At 65.3% G+C, this 15,535-nt stretch carries 10 protein-coding genes and 1 pseudogene; 5 read left to right on the top strand and 6 right to left on the bottom strand.

Going from position 1 to position 15,535, the window contains the following annotated elements; genetic code table 11:
- The first annotated feature begins 192 nt into the window (after positions 1-192).
- Positions 193-1,074 carry an AraC family transcriptional regulator gene (locus tag AC3A6P_RS16750; protein ID WP_487692782.1) on the top strand — a complete coding sequence of 294 codons (882 nt, stop codon included), beginning with the start codon at positions 193-195 and terminating at the stop codon, positions 1,072-1,074.
- Here AC3A6P_RS16750 and AC3A6P_RS16745 read toward each other — a convergent pair.
- Positions 1,049-1,951 (bottom strand): alpha/beta fold hydrolase, encoded by a 903-nt coding sequence (locus tag AC3A6P_RS16745; RefSeq protein WP_487692781.1) that lies wholly within the window; start codon positions 1,949-1,951, stop codon positions 1,049-1,051. The two genes, AC3A6P_RS16750 and AC3A6P_RS16745, sit on opposite strands and share 26 nt — an antisense overlap.
- 190 nt (positions 1,952-2,141) lie before the next feature.
- On the opposite strand from AC3A6P_RS16745, the gene AC3A6P_RS16740 reads away from it, so the two are divergent.
- Both AC3A6P_RS16740 and AC3A6P_RS16735 read left to right on the top strand, forming a co-directional pair.
- On the top strand, positions 2,142-3,899 hold the full coding sequence (locus AC3A6P_RS16740; RefSeq protein WP_487692780.1) for an MOSC domain-containing protein: 1,758 nt from the start codon (positions 2,142-2,144) through the stop codon (positions 3,897-3,899).
- A 430-nt stretch (positions 3,900-4,329) separates the two neighbouring features.
- The gene (locus tag AC3A6P_RS16735) at positions 4,330-7,788 is read left to right on the top strand and encodes a protein kinase domain-containing protein (RefSeq protein ID WP_487692779.1); all 3,459 of its coding nucleotides are present in this window, start codon (positions 4,330-4,332) and stop codon (positions 7,786-7,788) included.
- 8 nt (positions 7,789-7,796) lie between these two features.
- Here the strand turns inward: AC3A6P_RS16735 and AC3A6P_RS16730 are convergent, their stop codons facing one another.
- Both AC3A6P_RS16730 and AC3A6P_RS16725 read right to left on the bottom strand, forming a co-directional pair.
- Complete coding sequence (locus AC3A6P_RS16730) at positions 7,797-9,293, bottom strand: amino acid permease (RefSeq protein WP_487692778.1); 1,497 nt, start codon at positions 9,291-9,293, stop codon at positions 7,797-7,799.
- Positions 9,294-9,388: 95 nt separating this feature from the next.
- Positions 9,389-9,565 (bottom strand): annotated as a pseudogene (locus tag AC3A6P_RS16725) (hypothetical protein); the annotation flags it as partial.
- A 275-nt stretch (positions 9,566-9,840) separates the two neighbouring features.
- Between AC3A6P_RS16725 and AC3A6P_RS16720 the strand changes: the two are divergent.
- Together AC3A6P_RS16720 and AC3A6P_RS16715 are read left to right on the top strand one after the other, a co-directional pair.
- A complete protein-coding gene (locus AC3A6P_RS16720) occupies positions 9,841-11,397 on the top strand; it encodes a molybdopterin-dependent oxidoreductase (RefSeq protein ID WP_487692777.1) in 1,557 nt (518 codons plus the stop codon).
- Between the two features lie 351 nt (positions 11,398-11,748).
- A complete protein-coding gene (locus AC3A6P_RS16715) occupies positions 11,749-12,597 on the top strand; it encodes an alpha/beta fold hydrolase (protein ID WP_487692998.1) in 849 nt (282 codons plus the stop codon).
- 115 nt (positions 12,598-12,712) lie between these two features.
- On the opposite strand, the gene AC3A6P_RS16710 is transcribed toward AC3A6P_RS16715, so the two are convergent.
- Genes AC3A6P_RS16710 through fucP form a run of 3 tightly spaced genes read right to left on the bottom strand, consistent with a single transcriptional unit; the run spans position 12,713 to position 15,532 of the window.
- On the bottom strand, positions 12,713-13,030 hold the full coding sequence (locus tag AC3A6P_RS16710; protein ID WP_487692776.1) for a putative quinol monooxygenase: 318 nt from the start codon (positions 13,028-13,030) through the stop codon (positions 12,713-12,715).
- Positions 13,017-14,285, bottom strand: coding sequence for an ABC transporter substrate-binding protein (locus tag AC3A6P_RS16705; RefSeq protein WP_487692775.1), 1,269 nt, complete (start codon positions 14,283-14,285; stop codon positions 13,017-13,019). The genes AC3A6P_RS16710 and AC3A6P_RS16705 overlap by 14 nt, the downstream gene beginning before the upstream one ends.
- Positions 14,282-15,532, bottom strand: coding sequence for an L-fucose:H+ symporter permease (fucP, locus tag AC3A6P_RS16700; RefSeq protein ID WP_487692774.1), 1,251 nt, complete (start codon positions 15,530-15,532; stop codon positions 14,282-14,284). The genes AC3A6P_RS16705 and fucP overlap by 4 nt, the downstream gene beginning before the upstream one ends.
- Positions 15,533-15,535: the final 3 nt, after the last annotated feature.

The raw sequence follows: 15,535 nt of genomic DNA, 5'->3' as shown, positions 1-15,535 counted from the left end.
AGACAGTGGAAGCTGCACTGGAGTTAGTTCACTCAACGTAAGACGACGTTGGTACCAGTTCATTTAATCAACCTGTCATACATATTGTTGAGTACACTCTCATCCACTACAGTGCCACTACATCGAGTGAGTGCAGTGCGAGTGATTGGGGCTTCGCGTGGCAGAAGACCAGCGCGATCCGGTTGGGCACCCATGACCGTCACCGCGGTCGAACACCGCCATCCGTCGGCGGATTTCGTCGCCGCGCTCGCCGCCGGCGCGCCGACAGAAGGCGCCACGGCCGGTTCCTGGCCGGGCTTGACCTTCTACCGCTTCACCGCGCCGACGGCGCTGCAGCCGCAGACGCCGGAATTCTCGGTCGCCATCGTCATGCAGGCCTCACGCTGTCTGGTGGTCTGCGACTGCCCTGACCGCACCTGCCAGATTGCCGAGGGTTCACCCCGTCACCCATCGCTGTGCCTGAGTCTGGAAATCGACCCCGAGTTGATCTGTGAGGTGTCGGCCTCCATGGTGGGCCGCGCCAGATTCGTCGACGGCGTCCACCATGACGGAATCAAGTGTGCGGTCGCGACACTGGACGACGAGCTGATGAGTAGTGCCCTGCGTTTTCTGCGCTCACTGTCGGTGGTGTCGGACAGACAGGTCTTGGCGCCGTTGTACCTGCGCGAGCTCGTGTACCGGGTACTGCAGCGTGATCGGGATGACCGGCTGACACGGATTGCCACACAACAGGTTACGGCCAACCCGGTGGCCGCCGCTCTGGACTACATCGTCGACCATCTCGGCGAGCCGTTGTCGGTCGGTCAACTCGCCAAGCAGGTCAACCTGAGTCCGTCAGCCTTCTCACGCCTGTTTCGCGAGGTGATGGGATGTTCGCCCTATCAGTTCGTGAAAGACAAGCGGCTGAACCGGGCACGTGAGCTACTGGAAGCACGGCGACTCGGCGTGACGGAGGTGTCCCGCGCCGTCGGGTACACGAGTTGCTCGCACTTCATCAAGGAGTTTCGCGCCCGGTTCGGTTCCACGCCAGGTGATTACGCAAGTGTGGTCAGACCGACGCCTGCCGTTCGGTGAGAGCAGCGGGCTCAACCCGACCCAGGAATTCGCGGATGTATCCGCTGATCTCGGCTCCGTGTGTTTCCAACGCGAAGTGCCCCGTATCCAGCAGATGAAACACCCCGTCGGGGAAGTCCTTTCGGAACGCTTCCGCGCCCGCCACGCCGAAGATCTCGTCGTTGCGGCCCCACGTCACCAGCAGCGGTGGCTGATGGGTGCGGAAGTACTCGTGAAAACCGGGATAGCCGTCGAGATTGAACTGGTAGTCCCAGAACAGCTGGAGCTGAATCGCGTCATTGCCCTTTCGGTCCAGGCCTGCTTGGTCCAGCAGCCATGCCTCGGGAGCGATTCGGTCCAGCCGGTCGGCGGGAACACCGTGGGTGTACTGCCAGCGAGTGGTTTCAAGGGTGAAGTACTCGCGCACCCCGGCTTCGTTGGCGGCGCGGTCCTTGGCGTGCGCGAAAAGGATGTCCCAGAAGGGGGTGAAGCCCTCGAGATACGCATTGCCGCTCTGCGTGATGATCGCCGAGATCCGCTCAGGCCGCCGACTGGCGATGCGCAGACCGATCGGTGCGCCGTAATCATGGATATAGATGGCGAACCGTTCCAGGCCCAACTGTTCGATCAGGGACTCCGTGACCTCCGTCAGCCGGTCGAAGCTGTACGTGAACTGATCGACCGAGGGCGCGGCCGAGCGGCCGAACCCGATGTGGTCGGGGGCCACGAGGTGGAAGCTGTCGCTCAACGACGCGATCAGGTTACGGAACATATGAGAACTCGACGGAAACCCGTGCAGTAACAGGACGGTCGGATTGGCGGGATCGCCGGCCTCACGGTAGAACACCTCCAAACCATCAACGGTGACGGTCTGATAGCGCGTCGCAAAAGCACTCACGGTTTCCTCGAATCATTGGCTCTGGTGGCGTTCACCGAACGTGTATCGCCTCGACGGGAACTCTATGCCGTTGCCAGACAACCCAATAGCGTGATCATGCTCGGTAGGTGCCCATTCCGAGCGAATACCCGAGCGGACTCCAGGATGGGCAGATAGCCTGTGGACAGCGGTCACGCCCGAGGAGAATTCCATGGCCAAGTTGGTATCGGTGAATGTCGGCCGGCCCAAAAACGTTGCCTGGCGCGGTCGCACGGTCTACACCGGAGCGTGGAAGGATCCCGTCACCGGCAGCCGAATGGTCCGGCGACTCAACATCGATGGCGACGGCCAGGGTGACCTCGACGGGCACGGCGGCGAGAACCGTGCCGTCCTGGTGTACCAGCTCGAGTCGTATCGCCACTGGGCCGACGAGTTCGGCCGAGGTGAACTGGCACCGGGCACGCTGGGCGAGAACTTCACCGTCGAGGGATTGCCCGACGACGAAGTGTGCATCGGAGACCGCTATCAGATCGGGCAGGCGGTCTTCGAAGTCACCCAGCCGCGCGTCACCTGCTATCGCGCGGGGATGCGTATCGGGGTGCCGCAGATGGCGGCGCTCCTGGTCGCACACCGGCGCCCGGGTTTCTATTGCCGGGTCCTCACCGAAGGGGAGGTCGAGGCCGGACAGGACATCATCAAGATCGCCGCGGGGCCCGAACGGGTGACGGTGGCAGACATCGACGCCCTGCTCTATCTGCCCGGCCACGCGCGCGACGCTCTCGACCGCGCCCTGCGTATACCGGCGCTGAGCCCCGGCTGGAAAACCTCGCTCCGCAGTCTGGCGGCACAGGCGGACGAGCCAGCCGCCGGAGGCAACACCGGCCTCACCGCAGCGGCCGGTAGCCCGCCCCCGGCGTGGGCGGGGTTCCGCCCGCTCGAAGTCACCGGTGTCCATGACGAGAGTCGGCACGTGCGCTCGCTGACGCTGGCCGAGCCGGACGGCATCGGTCTGCCGGGATGGTTGGCCGGCCAGTCGATCACGGTGCGGCTGGCGATCGACAACGGGAGCTCCCTGGTTCGCAGTTATTCGTTGTCCAACCGGGCCGGCTCCAGCGAATTCCGGATCAGCGTGAAGCGTGAGACGCACGGCGCCGCAAGCAACTACGTCCACACCCGGCTGAAACCCGGCGACCGTGTCGAGGTGGCCGCGCCGCGCGGCGCCTTCTTCCTCGCCGAGGGTGATACGCCGGTGATCCTGCTCTCCGTCGGCGTCGGTGTGACCCCGGTGCTCGCCATGCTGCATGCGCTGGTCAACTCATCGCCAGAGCGCCAGGTCTGGTGGTTGTACGGCGCCCGGGACGGTACCGAGCACCCCTTCAAAGCCGAAATCCAGGCCCTCCTGAACAAGCTGCCGCACAGCCGGTCTCACGTCTTCTACAGCCGAGCGGCCGCCACCGACCAGCGAGGCACCGACTTCACCGAAGACGGCCGCATCTCCGTGGCCCGACTCGGCGAACTCCACCTACCCCACGACGCGGACTCCTATCTCTGCGGGCCGCCTGCGTTCATGGCTGAACTGAGCGCCGGCCTCGTCGCCTACGGGTTGGATCCGGCCCGGGTACACACCGAACTGTTCGGGGTCGCCCCGGCACTCACACCCGGCATCGACGTGACAACGGTCCCGCCCCATCCGCCCGTCGGCCCACCGGGTCCTGGTCCAGAGGTCCACTTCGCCCGCAGCAGTCTCGTCGCGCCCTGGGGTCCACCGAACACCAGCCTGCTCGAATTCGCGGAGTCCTGTGATGTGCCGACCCGGTGGTCGTGTCGCACCGGGGTGTGCCACAACTGCGAGACCCCACTGCTGTCCGGGAGTGTCCGTTATGACCCGGAACCTCTGGACCCACCCGCCGACGGCAATGTCCTGATCTGCTGCGCTCAGCCCGCCGAGGCCGTCGTGCTCGACCTGTGAGCCTGCCCCACGGTCGGTAACCGTCGATTCCGCCTCGCGCCCTCGACCTTTCGCGCCCGTCGGACGCGCTGCGGAACCGTAATTTTTACACCGGATTACTTCTGGTGTCGGCGTCTCACGCGGCGTAGCATCGATGGCACGACGGGTTCGGGAGTGACCACTCCAAAGAGTCGGCAAGAGATGAAAGCCGACCGCGTGGACGGTATGAGACGCGCTCATGTCCTCCCGAACCCGCCCTTGTGTCTGCACAGGCCTCCCTCGCTTCGACGCATCCTCGGCGTCAACGTTGTTGGCGGCATGGCCATTTGATCGGCAATGCAGGCCGCCCTGGAGGCGGTCGAACAACCCCGACCTCCCCGGGTTTACCGGAAACAGCCGGGGCTATCCTCGGAACAGCTTTACCGACGCTCCTGGAGTTTCGAGACGAACGATGGTCCGCAACGACCCGTTGCCCACCCAACGGGACCTCCCCGCCGGCATTCCGGCGGAACTGGAAGCGGCCGGGTTCTCCGAGCCTGAGGAGATCGGCCGCGGCGGATTCGGAGTTGTCTACCGCTGTTGCCAACGCACCCTGGATCGCACGGTCGCGGTCAAGGTCTTGACCGCCGACCTGGAATCGGAGAATCTCGGCCGGTTCATGCGCGAGCAGGTGGCGATGGGCAAGTTGTCCGGCCATCCCAACATCGTCAACGTCTTTCAAGTTGGCACCATCGCCAGCGGGCGCCCCTACATCGTCATGCAGTATCACCCGCACGGTTCGCTGGAGTCGGCGATCCACGACACCGGAGCTCTCGGCTGGCAGGACGCACTTCGCGTCGGGGTGAAGATGGCAGGCGCCCTGGAGACGGCCCATCGGCGGGGCACCCTGCACCGCGACGTCAAGCCCGCGAACATCCTGCTCACCGAATACGGCGAGCCACAACTGACGGATTTCGGGATCGCCCGCATCGTCGGAGCGTTCGAAACCGGCGACGGGGCGGTCATCGGTTCACCCGCCTACACCGCGCCCGAAGTCCTGTTCGGCGAGACGCCGGGAGTCACCTCCGACGTGTACAGCCTGGCGTCGACGATGTTCAGCGCAGGCACGGGCCACGCCGTGTTCGAGCGCCGCAAGGGCGAGCAGATGGTGGCGCAGTTCCTGCGGATCACCCGCGACCCGATGCCGAACCTGCGCGACACCACCTTGCCCGCTGACGTCTGCGAGGTCATCGAGCAGGCGATGTCGCGCGACCTCGGTGACCGCCCGTCCACCGCGGAGGCATTCGGCGAGCAGTGCCGGGAGCTCCAGCGCCGACACGGCCTGCCCGTTGATGACATGGCCATTCCCGTCCCCGCACCCGCGATCCGTTACGACCCGACGTCAGCGTCGGGGACACCGTCGAGCGGGTATCCGCTGCGCACCCCGACGCCGCCGGCGCCCGCCACCCGGTTCCTGCTACCGGTGTCGACCAAGCCACTGGTCGAACGTGCCCGATTGATCGATGCGCTGCGGGCCCCGAAGAACAAGAAACTCACCGTGATCCACGGCCCGACCGGCTTCGGCAAGAGCACTTTGGCGGCGCAGTGGGCCCGCCAGCTCGTCGCCGACGGGGTGACGGTCGCCTGGTTGACCATCGACCACGACGACAACAACGTGACATGGTTCCTGTCGCATCTGATCCAGGCGATCCACACTGTCGCACCGGCGCTCGCGGCCGACCTGGGTGATGTGCTGGAGCAACACGGCGACGAGGCCGGCCGGTATGTGCTGACCACCCTGATCAACGACATCCACCAGAGCGGCAGGCAGATGGCTCTGGTGATCGACGACTGGCAGCACGTCACCGATCCCGCGACCATCGCGGCCCTGCGCTATCTGCTCGACAACATCGCGGTCGGACTGACGGTGCTGGTGACCAGTCGCAACCAGAGTGGTCTGCCGATGAGCCGGATGCGGATGCGAGATGAACTGATCGAGATCGACTCCACCGCACTGCGTTTCGACGTCACCGAGTCGGAGAGCTTCCTCGTGGACATCGCTCGGCTGGACCTTGACCGCGCGGACGTGGAAGAACTGACCGCCAAGACCGACGGGTGGGTGGCCGCATTGCAGTTGGCCTCGCTGTCGCTGCGCGACCGCGACGATCCCGTCCGGCTCATCGAGACGATGACGGGCCGGCATCACGCCATCAGCGAGTTCCTCGCCGAGAACGTCCTCGACACCCTGGAACCGTCGATGCTCGATTTCCTGCTCGCCACGTCGGTCCCCGAACGGATCTGCGGTGACCTGGCGTCGGCGCTGACCGGTGTGGAGGACGGGGTGACACTCCTGGAACAGGTCGAGGAACGCGACCTGTTCCTGCACCGGATCGACGAGATGTGGTTCCGCTATCACAGCCTGTTCCGCGACTTCCTCCGGCACCGCCTCGGCCGGGACAAACCGGAGCGCGTCGACGAGCTACACCGGGTGGCCTCGGAGTGGTACGCCGACCACCGTCTGGTCAGCGAGGCGGTCGACCACGCCCTGGCGGGCGGGGACGACGCCCGCGCAGTACGGCTGGTGGAGAACGACGGGATCTGCCTGGTAGCCAACTCCCAGATGTCCACCCTGATCGGGTTGATCGCCAAACTCCCCGCAGCGTCGGTGCGGTCGAGTCCGCGGATGCAACTCGCGTTGGCGTGGGCGAATATCGTGCTGCATCGAATCCCGGCCGCCGAGAAGGCACTTGCGGCCGGGGAGTCCGCGCTGGCGGCCTCTGACCTGTCCGAGGACGAGGTCGCCGACCTGCGGGCAGATCTCGGCGTGGTGCGTGGAGTGGTGGACCTGCGCTCGGACCGGCTGGCCGGTATCGCCGACCACATCTCGGCGTGCCTGCAGCGTCGAGATCACATGCGCCCCTTCACTGTTGCCTCGGCTGCCAATGTGGCGACGTTCGAGGCCGCCTACCACTACGACCTGGCCGAGGTGCATCGCATCCAGGCGTGGGCGGCCCCGTTCTACGAGCGCAGCGGCGACGCGTTCACTGTGGTCAACGGATTGTGTTTCACCGGGCTGGCGCACCACTTGATGCTCGACAACGCCGAGGCGGAGAAGTACTTCCGCCGGGCCCTGCGGATCGCCAAACGTTCCGGCGGTGTGCACTCCTATACCGCCCGGCTGGCCAGCTCGTTGCTGGGTGAGTTGCTCTACGAGCGCGGCGATATCGAGGAAGCCGAACGCATGCTCGACGAGGGGTACAAGCTCGGCCCGGAGGGGGGATCCGTCGACTTCAAGATCGCCCGGTACGTGATCAGCGCGCGGATCAAGGCCTTGCAGGGTGACCGGCTCGCCGCGACGCAGCGCCTCGACGAAGCCGCCCGCGTTGCTCGGAGCCTGTCGCTCAATCGCCTGCGGGCGCTCGCCGAGCACGAGCGGATCCGGCTGGGTCTTCCCCCTCATCCGGAGTTCGGCCCCACCGAGACGGCCAGCTACGAGGCGCGCAGAAAACCCTGCGACGCGATGGACGAGATCGCGGTGCAGTTCGAGGAAGCCTCGGCGATCCGCCGTCTGATCGCCGACGGCGACCCGCAGCGCCGAGCGCTGGCGTGCCGCTGGGCCCGCGAATGGGTGGACCACCTGGTCCCGCTGAACCGGCCGCAGGCGCTGCTGCGGGCGAATCGGCTGCTGGGTGCCTGCCTGGCCGCCGACGAACGTACCGAGGAGGCCAAGGCCACGATCGCCGCGGTGGCCGCTCAATGCGCCCGACTGCAGATGCTGCGGTATCTGGTCGACGGCGGTCCCCACGTGGTCGCCACCTTGTCCGAATTGCGTGACGACAAGCAGGCCGGCCGGTGGCATCCCGACTGGCCCGAGATCCCCGCCGAGTTCCTCGACCGTGCCCTCAGTGCCGATGTCCCCCAACGTGTGTGATCAGCGGGTCATTTCTTGGTGCCCCTGCCGCGTCGCGGCGGGCGGTTGGCGATGGCCGGGAACTCGCCGGTGAAGCCCTGGCGTTCCCGAGCCACCTCCAGCACCCGCCCGCGGACCGCGTACCAACCGACGATGAGTGCCGGAATGATGACCACCAGCGTGGCGACGGTCCAGGTGCCGATCGGTGGGTCGAGCGCCATCAGCACCACGACGCCGAACAGGAACGCCAACGTGAGGTAGCCGGTGTAGGGCGAGCCCCACAACCGGAATGCCGGCCTCTCCAAGATGCCCCGTTTCGACCAGCGGTAGAGCTGGAGCTGGCAGATGACGATCGTGGCCCAGGACGCGATGATCCCGAGAGCTGCCATGTTCAGCACGATCTCGAATGCCTCACCGGGGAAGAGAAGGTTGAGGATCACGCCGAACAACCCGACCGCGGCCGTCAGCAAGATGCCGCCGTACGGCACGCCCCGGCTCGACATCACCGACGTGAACTTCGGTGCGCTGCCGTTCATCGCCATCGACCGCAGGATGCGGCCCGTCGAGTACAGCCCGGCGTTCAGGCTCGAGAACGCGGCGGTCAGCACGACGATGTTCATGACGCTGCCCGCGCCGTCCACCCCGATCTTGCCGAAGAACGTGACGAAGGGACTCTCGTCGGCCTGGTATGCGGTGTAGGGCAGAAGAAGCGCCAGCAGGAACAGCGAGCCGACGTAGAAGACGGCGATACGGGCGATCACCGAGTTGATGGCGCGCGGCATGATTTTGTGCGGGTGGGCCGTTTCACCGGCTGCGGTTCCGACGAGTTCTACTGCAGCGTAGGCGAAGACCACACCAGACATGACAATCACCAGCGGGAAGAGGCCCGCGGGGAACAACCCGCCGTTGTCGGCGATCACGCTGAACCCGGTTGGCTGTCCCTGGATCTCATAGCGTCCGGCGAGGAAGATGGTGCCCGCAACCAGGAAAGCCATCAGCGCAACCACTTTGATGAGCGCAGCCCAGAACTCGAACTCCCCGAACAACGTCACCGAGATCATGTTGATGGCCACCACGGCCGCGAGCGCAGCCAGTGCCAGCACCCACTGCGGGACGCTCTCGAGCCCCGACCAGTAGTGGAAGTAGGTCGCGATGGCGGTGCAGTCGACGATGGCCGTCATCGCCCAGTTGAGCCAGTACATCCAGCCGGCAACGAATGCCGCCTTCTCGCCGAGGAATTCACGCGCATACGACACGAATGACCCCGATGACGGCCGGTGCAACACGAGTTCGCCGAGGGCGCGCAGGATCAGGAAGACGAAGATGCCGCAGAATGCGTAGCTCAAGAACAGGCCCGGCCCGGCGTTGGCCAGGCGGCCACCGGCACCGAGGAACAGTCCCGTGCCGATGGCGCCGCCGATCGCGATCATCTGCAGTTGCCGAGGCTTGAGACCCTTGTGGTAGCCCTCGTCCTCCGCCTTCAGCGCGGAGTTGTCGTAGACAGACTGCTTGGGTGCGGTGGTCATGGAACCAGCCCTCCCTCTGGTCAGTTCTGGGGTGACGCGGGATCGATGGGGGTGCCTCGGACGTCCCACTGCTCGGCAGGTCCTGGTGCATCCCTGACATCACGAAACGTCATGACGAAGCCGACCACGGCGACTACCGCCGCGATCGCGTAGCCGATGATCGAATACCACCCGACGTGCAGGTACGCGGTGACCGCGACGATGAACATCGCCAGAAACACCAGGGCCATCCCGATCAATGGAATTTTCGCGAACAGATCAATGCGCGCCATGAGACTCACCTCGATAAACCCGAATGACGGTGGTATCAGTGAACACCTTTCGGGGTTCTCGCGCGGCGAAACCGCAAGTCAGGGGCGCCGCTGACTGGGGCAAAAACGGGTGGATTCCATCCTCTGCGCAAAGGCGTTGTGCGATAGCGCCTTTTGGTGGCACTTCGCCCGCACGCCAGGAAGCGGGGTAAGTGGGCAGGTTCGTTGCATTCATCCGCACGAGGCCCCGACAATCCGGATCCCATCCCAAAGGCGGTTCGCTACGAACCAGGGCTATGACGTCTTCGCCCAGGCTGCCCGCGCTGCGAGCCGCACTGACCGGGCTGATCGCGGTGCTCGCCGCGCTCGGTACCGGACATCTGGTGTCCGGCCTGCTGCTGCTTCCTGCCGCGTCACCGTTCCTGGCGGTCGGCAACGCGACCATCGACCGGACACCGGCGCCGGTGAAGGACTTCGCGATCGAGAACTTCGGGACCAACGACAAGCCCGCGCTGCTGGTGGGCATGGCGGTGGTGCTGGCCGTCGCCGGCCTGGTGATCGGACTGATCTGCCGCCGCAGCGCGGTGCCGGGCCTGCTGGCGATCGTCGTCCTGGGCGTGGTGGGTGCGCTGGCCGTGTCCGAGCAGTCGGTCGGTGGACTGGTACTGCTGGCGCCTGCGGCGTCGCTGGTCGCCGGGTTGTCGGTGTTCTGGTGGCTGCACCGGCGCGCGCAGCCGCGTGAGACGGCTTCGTCGGCCGGGATGGATCGGCGCCGGTTCCTGGTGGGCTCCCTGGCAGCGGCGGTGGGGGCACTGGTGGCCGGGGCAGGCGGCTTCGCGCTCACCAAGCGGGTGGACGTCGCAGCGTCGCGGCGCGCCGTCGGCGAGCTGATTCCGACCACACCGGCCCCGCCGATCCCGGCCTCGGCCGCCTTTCCGGAGCTCGGCACGCCGACGTTCTTGACCCCGAGTGCGGATTTCTACCGCATCGACATCAACCTGGCGGTGCCGCAACTGCGCGCCGAGGATGCCGTGTTGCGCATCACCGGGATGGTGGACAATCCCTTGGAGTTCACTTTCGACGAGCTGCGGTCCATGCCCTTGGTGGAGCAGACGATCACGATGACATGCGTATCGAATGAGGTTGGCGGACCGTACGTTTCGACGTCGAACTTCATCGGGGTGCCGCTGCTGGAGCTGCTGGACCGGGCCGGGATCCAAGATGGCGCCGAACAGGTGGTGGGTCACTCTGTCGACGGGTTCACCCTCGGCACGCCGTTGGACCTCCTGCGCCAGGCGGGTGAGGACGCGCTGGTGGCAATCGGGATGAACCGCGAGGCGTTGCTGCCCGAGCACGGCTTCCCCATCCGCACCGTCGTGCCGGGTCTGTACGGCTACGTCTCGGCCACCAAGTGGCTGACCGAGCTGGAGCTGACCACCTACGACGTGCAGCCGTACTGGGTGGAGCGCGGCTGGGACGGCCGGCCGCCGGGCGTGGCGCCCATCAAGATCTCCTCGCGCATCGATGCGCCGGCATCGTTTCAGCGGGTGCCCGGCGGCGAGGTCACCGTCGCGGGGACCGCATGGGCGCAGGGCCGCGGCATCAGCAGGGTCGAGGTGCGCATCGACCAAGGAGATTGGCAGGAAGCCGAATTGGCGACCGAGGTGAATGTGAACACCTGGCGGATGTTCCGGCTCACCACCCCGCTGGCTCCTGGTCAGCACATGGTGTCGTGCCGCGCGTTCGATGGCTCCGGGATGATGCAGGCCGAGGAACGGCTGCCGCTGATCAACCCGGGACCCGTGCCCGACGGATCCACCGGCTGGCATTCGATTTTGTTCACGGTGCAGTGAGTTGCTGCAGTCAAGTCAAGCCATCCAGAACTCCTCGCGCGCAGCGGGCGGCTGCTGTGCACGGTGATGACATTCTCGGCCCGCGCCACACCTGTTCCCCCTGACCAGGGTTACCAGAGTGTTCGCGCAAACACCTTGTGTGGCAATCGCTTACACCGCCGATCACGATGGCTGCCGGATGCACCGGCGTGAACACCGGGCGGGCGGTGATCCGGTCAGGTTTTCGTCGAACATGAATTTATGGGCGCTGGGAAAGACCACAAAAACAGTGTGCCTGCCGGTGCCATGGCGATGATCGTGAAATGTCCGAATAACCGCCGCACAAAGGGAAACTCTGGTAAGCGAGTACGAATGGATCAGTACAGTCGCGGCGGGCTTGTATTCGACGTCATCGACGCCGGCCCTGCCGACGGACCAGTAGTGATCTTGTTGCACGGCTTTCCTCAACAGAACACCAGTTGGGACGCCGTGATCTCGAAACTCACCGCTGAGGGCTATCGCTGTCTCGCACCCAACCAGCGGGGTTACTCCCGAGGCGCACGACCGACACGCCGCCGGGATTACCGGGTGTCCGAACTGGTCGAGGACGTCCGCACGCTGATCAACTGGAGCGGAGCGCAGCGCGTACACCTTGTCGGGCATGACTGCGGTGCCCTCGTGACGTGGTTCGCCGCGGCGCAGATGCCCGCTCGCTTGGTCACTGCGTCAGCGTTGTCGGCGCCGCATCCCATCGGTGGCCTGAAAGCACTGGTGACCAGTCGGCAGGTTATCGCGTCCTGGTATGTGTACGTCTTTCAGCTGCCCCTCATTCCGGAGCGGGTCTTTGTGGGCAGCCGCGGCACTGCCACCGGCCTGTCGAAATTCCTTCGGGCGCATGGGCAGACACCCGAGCGCGCCGAGCGCGATGCTCGGGCGATGGCCGCACCTGGCGCGTTCACAGCCGCCATCAACTGGTACCGGGCCTTGCCACTGAACGGTTTTCTTCGCCTCATGCGCGCCAAGATCACGGTCCCGACAATGCATGTGTTCAGCGACGGCGACACCTTCCTCAGCATGAAAGGTGCGCAAGCCAGTGGCCGCGGCGTTGGTACCGAGTACCACTTCGAGGTGCTGCACGGGGTGTCTCATTGGATGCTGGACGAGGATCCCGGTGCGGTGGCCGACCTGTTGCTCGGATGGTTCGCCGCGCATCCTGATTGAGCCCAACGCGCACTGGCATGCGTTCCGGCTCAGGTCACGCGCCTTTGCCGTGCTGCTGTCACAGTGAGAGGGTATTTGACTGTAAGGCAGCGCTTTTGCGGGTTACCGGAACGCCTCACTTCTCGCGGAGCAACCGAAGGTCGGAGGGTTCGCGGAGCAGGTCTTCGAGAATCTTGTTGCCTTCGGTGTTGTAGGGCTGGCGCATGTGTTCGTCCCACGCGGCGCGCGAACGGAACATCTCGAGCATCATCCAGGTGTCCGAATCCTCCTGAGAAGCAAGGAAGTGCATGAACACACACCCCGGCTCTGTCAGCGTGTTCTTGCGCATCGACCGAAGCTGGGCTTCGGCCTCGGCGAGGCGGTCGAGTCGCGGCTTGATTGTGACGACAAGGTACAGCGGCCCGTCGTGCTCGTCGCGGTCATGGTCCGACATGTGGCACCTCGATCGAGCCCTGCAGGGTGTCGATGAACCCGTCCGCGTTCTTGCTACTCGCGAAGGACGCCACCGCGTCGTAGAGCGCCTGCTGGAAGTTCGTCGACATGACCTCGCCATGGGTCATCGACAGCAGGATCTTGTCGCCGAACAGCGCTTTGGACGCCTGGCGCTGGTAGGGAGGCAACGTTGCCACGTCAACGTCGTCGCGGATCGGCACCGACCCTTTCAGCTTGTTGAACTCCAGTGACGTCTTCGGGTCGGCGATGGTCTCCAAGAACTTCATGGCATTCACTCCGTCCTCGGCGTCGGCAGACACGACGAACGTGTCCACGATCGCAAGGTAGGCACCCGACGTTCCGGGATACGCGACGTAGCCGAAGTCCTTGCCTTCCACGGCCTTGTTCGCGACGAGCTCGCCGTAGACCGAATCGTTCATCGACAGGAAGGCGCACTGGCCGGTGGCCAGCTTCTTCGCGGCCTCGTCCCAGGTGAGCCCGGGCGCATCCGGATCGGCCCGGGAGACGATGTCGCCGAACTGGGTCAGTGCCTGCCGCAGTTGGGCTCCGCGCCAGTCGAACGAATCGTCTCCGATCCGCGACCAGCCGTCGGCGCCGACCACACCCAGCAGGGTGTTCTCGAACAGTTCGGTGGAGGTGAACCGGTCCTTCCCGCCGAGGCACAACGCCGTCTTCCCGGCTGCGGCCACCTTCGCGAGATCGGCCTCGAAGGCCTCCACTGTGTAGTCGGGACCCGGCGGCGTCACACCGGCCTCCTTCAGCGCTCGCTGGCTGAACCAGAGCACGTTCCCGCGGTGAGACCCTGTCGGCACCCCCCACGCCTTGACCCTGTAGGTGGCCGCGTCGAGTAACGCCTGAGGCATGGTCCGATCCAGACCCGAGCTTTCGTAGACGCCGGACACGTCGACGATCCGGTCGGCGTTGACCCAGGCGCGCAGCGAACTGCCAAGGAATGTCTGCCACACGTCGGGGGGATCACCGGCCTGCAGGCGCGCGGCGAGCGCTACCTGGACGTTGCTTCCGCCGCCGCCGGAAATGGTGCCGTCGACGGTCTCCACGTCCGGATTCGCGGCCTTGAATGCGTTGAGCAGCAACTCGAAAGCGGGGTGTTCGGAGGGCGACACCCACCACGACACGACTTCGAGTCGGTTGGTCTGGTCGGAGAAATTGCCCTGTTGCCCGCCGCCGCATGCCGCGAGCACAACCGCCACGAGGATGATCCAATAGCGCTTCATGCTGCTAGCTCCTTGACCGTGCTGGGCGCCGCTCTCAGGTCGTAAACGGCGAAACTGGCGACGACGGCGAAGCAGACAGCAGGAACGATGAAGGAGATCGCCGGGCTCGTCGCGTCGAGCAGCAAGCCTTGGACCAAAGGCATGATCGCCCCGCCGACGATGGCCATCACGAGTCCTGCCGCGCCGAATTTCGTTGCCGGCCCGAGCCCTTGGAGAGCCACGCCGTAGATCGTCGGGAACATCAGGGACAGGCAGAAGGACAGCGCGACGACGGCGCCGACCCCGGCCACATTGGGCGAGAACATCGCGAACACACAGAGCACGACAGCCAGCAGGGCGAGGACCGTGAGGACCTTCGTCGCGCGGATCTTCCCGATGAGCCACGTCATGAAGAACCGGGAGATGAGGAACACGATCAGGCTCGCCTGCAGCAGATAGCCGCCCATCTCGAGCGATCCGTTCAGCGCCTGCTGCGAATACTGGATCAGGAACGTCCACGTGCACACCTGCGCCGCGACGTTGAAGAACTGCGCGATGACCCCGTACACGTACCGCTTGTTCGACATCAGGATCTTCAGCGGGGACTGGCCCTCCATGTCAGCGTCGGGGAACTCTTCGACGATGGGCGGAGATTTCTTGATCGCGATCACCAGTCCGATCGCGATGAGGACGAAGCCGAGGCCGAGATACGGACCCATCACGGCGCCCAATTGGCCGGCGCGTACGGCTGCCTCCTGGGCCGGAGTCACGTTGGCCATGTTCACCGGCTCGTCCAGTTTCGGCAGGATGAGGGTGGCGGCCAAGAGCACACCGATGTTCGTGCCGACCGGGTTGAACGCCTGCGCGAAGTTGAGTCGACGGGTCGCGGTTTCCTCCGGGCCGAGCGAAAGCACGTAGGGATTGGCGGACGTCTCGAGAATCGAGCACCCGGCGGCGATCGCGAACAGCGCGACCAAAAATGCTTCGTAGGTCATGATCTTGCTCGCCGGATAGAACGCGATGGCACCCGCGGCGGCGAGAAGGACGCCGGACAGAAGCCCGGCCTTGTAGCCGAACCGCTGATTGATGAGCGCGGCAGGAATCGCCAGCAGGAAGTACGCGCCGAAGTACGCCAGCTGCACGAGCGAGGCCTGGAAGGTGTTCATCTCGAAGATGCGCTTGAAGCCGGCGACCATCGGCGTCGTGAGGTCGGCGGCGATGCCCCATGCGGTGAAGCAACTGATGAGGACGACGAACAACAGCCCCATCCC

The sequence above is a fragment of the Mycobacterium sp. Soil_C_30 genome, from assembly GCF_057656995.1.
This window is presented reverse-complemented; position numbering and strand designations above follow the sequence as displayed.

Coding starts and splice junctions, on each gene's coding strand:
- AC3A6P_RS16715 (WP_487692998.1), top strand. CDS start 11,749: ATGGATCAGTACAGTCGCGGCGGGCTTGTATTCGACGTCATCGACGCC.
- AC3A6P_RS16720 (WP_487692777.1), top strand. CDS start 9,841: ATGACGTCTTCGCCCAGGCTGCCCGCGCTGCGAGCCGCACTGACCGGG.
- AC3A6P_RS16750 (WP_487692782.1), top strand. CDS start 193: ATGACCGTCACCGCGGTCGAACACCGCCATCCGTCGGCGGATTTCGTC.
- AC3A6P_RS16740 (WP_487692780.1), top strand. CDS start 2,142: ATGGCCAAGTTGGTATCGGTGAATGTCGGCCGGCCCAAAAACGTTGCC.
- AC3A6P_RS16735 (WP_487692779.1), top strand. CDS start 4,330: ATGGTCCGCAACGACCCGTTGCCCACCCAACGGGACCTCCCCGCCGGC.
- AC3A6P_RS16705 (WP_487692775.1), bottom strand. CDS start 14,285: ATGAAGCGCTATTGGATCATCCTCGTGGCGGTTGTGCTCGCGGCATGC.
- AC3A6P_RS16730 (WP_487692778.1), bottom strand. CDS start 9,293: ATGACCACCGCACCCAAGCAGTCTGTCTACGACAACTCCGCGCTGAAG.
- AC3A6P_RS16710 (WP_487692776.1), bottom strand. CDS start 13,030: ATGTCGGACCATGACCGCGACGAGCACGACGGGCCGCTGTACCTTGTC.
- fucP (WP_487692774.1), bottom strand. CDS start 15,532: ATGGGGCTGTTGTTCGTCGTCCTCATCAGTTGCTTCACCGCATGGGGC.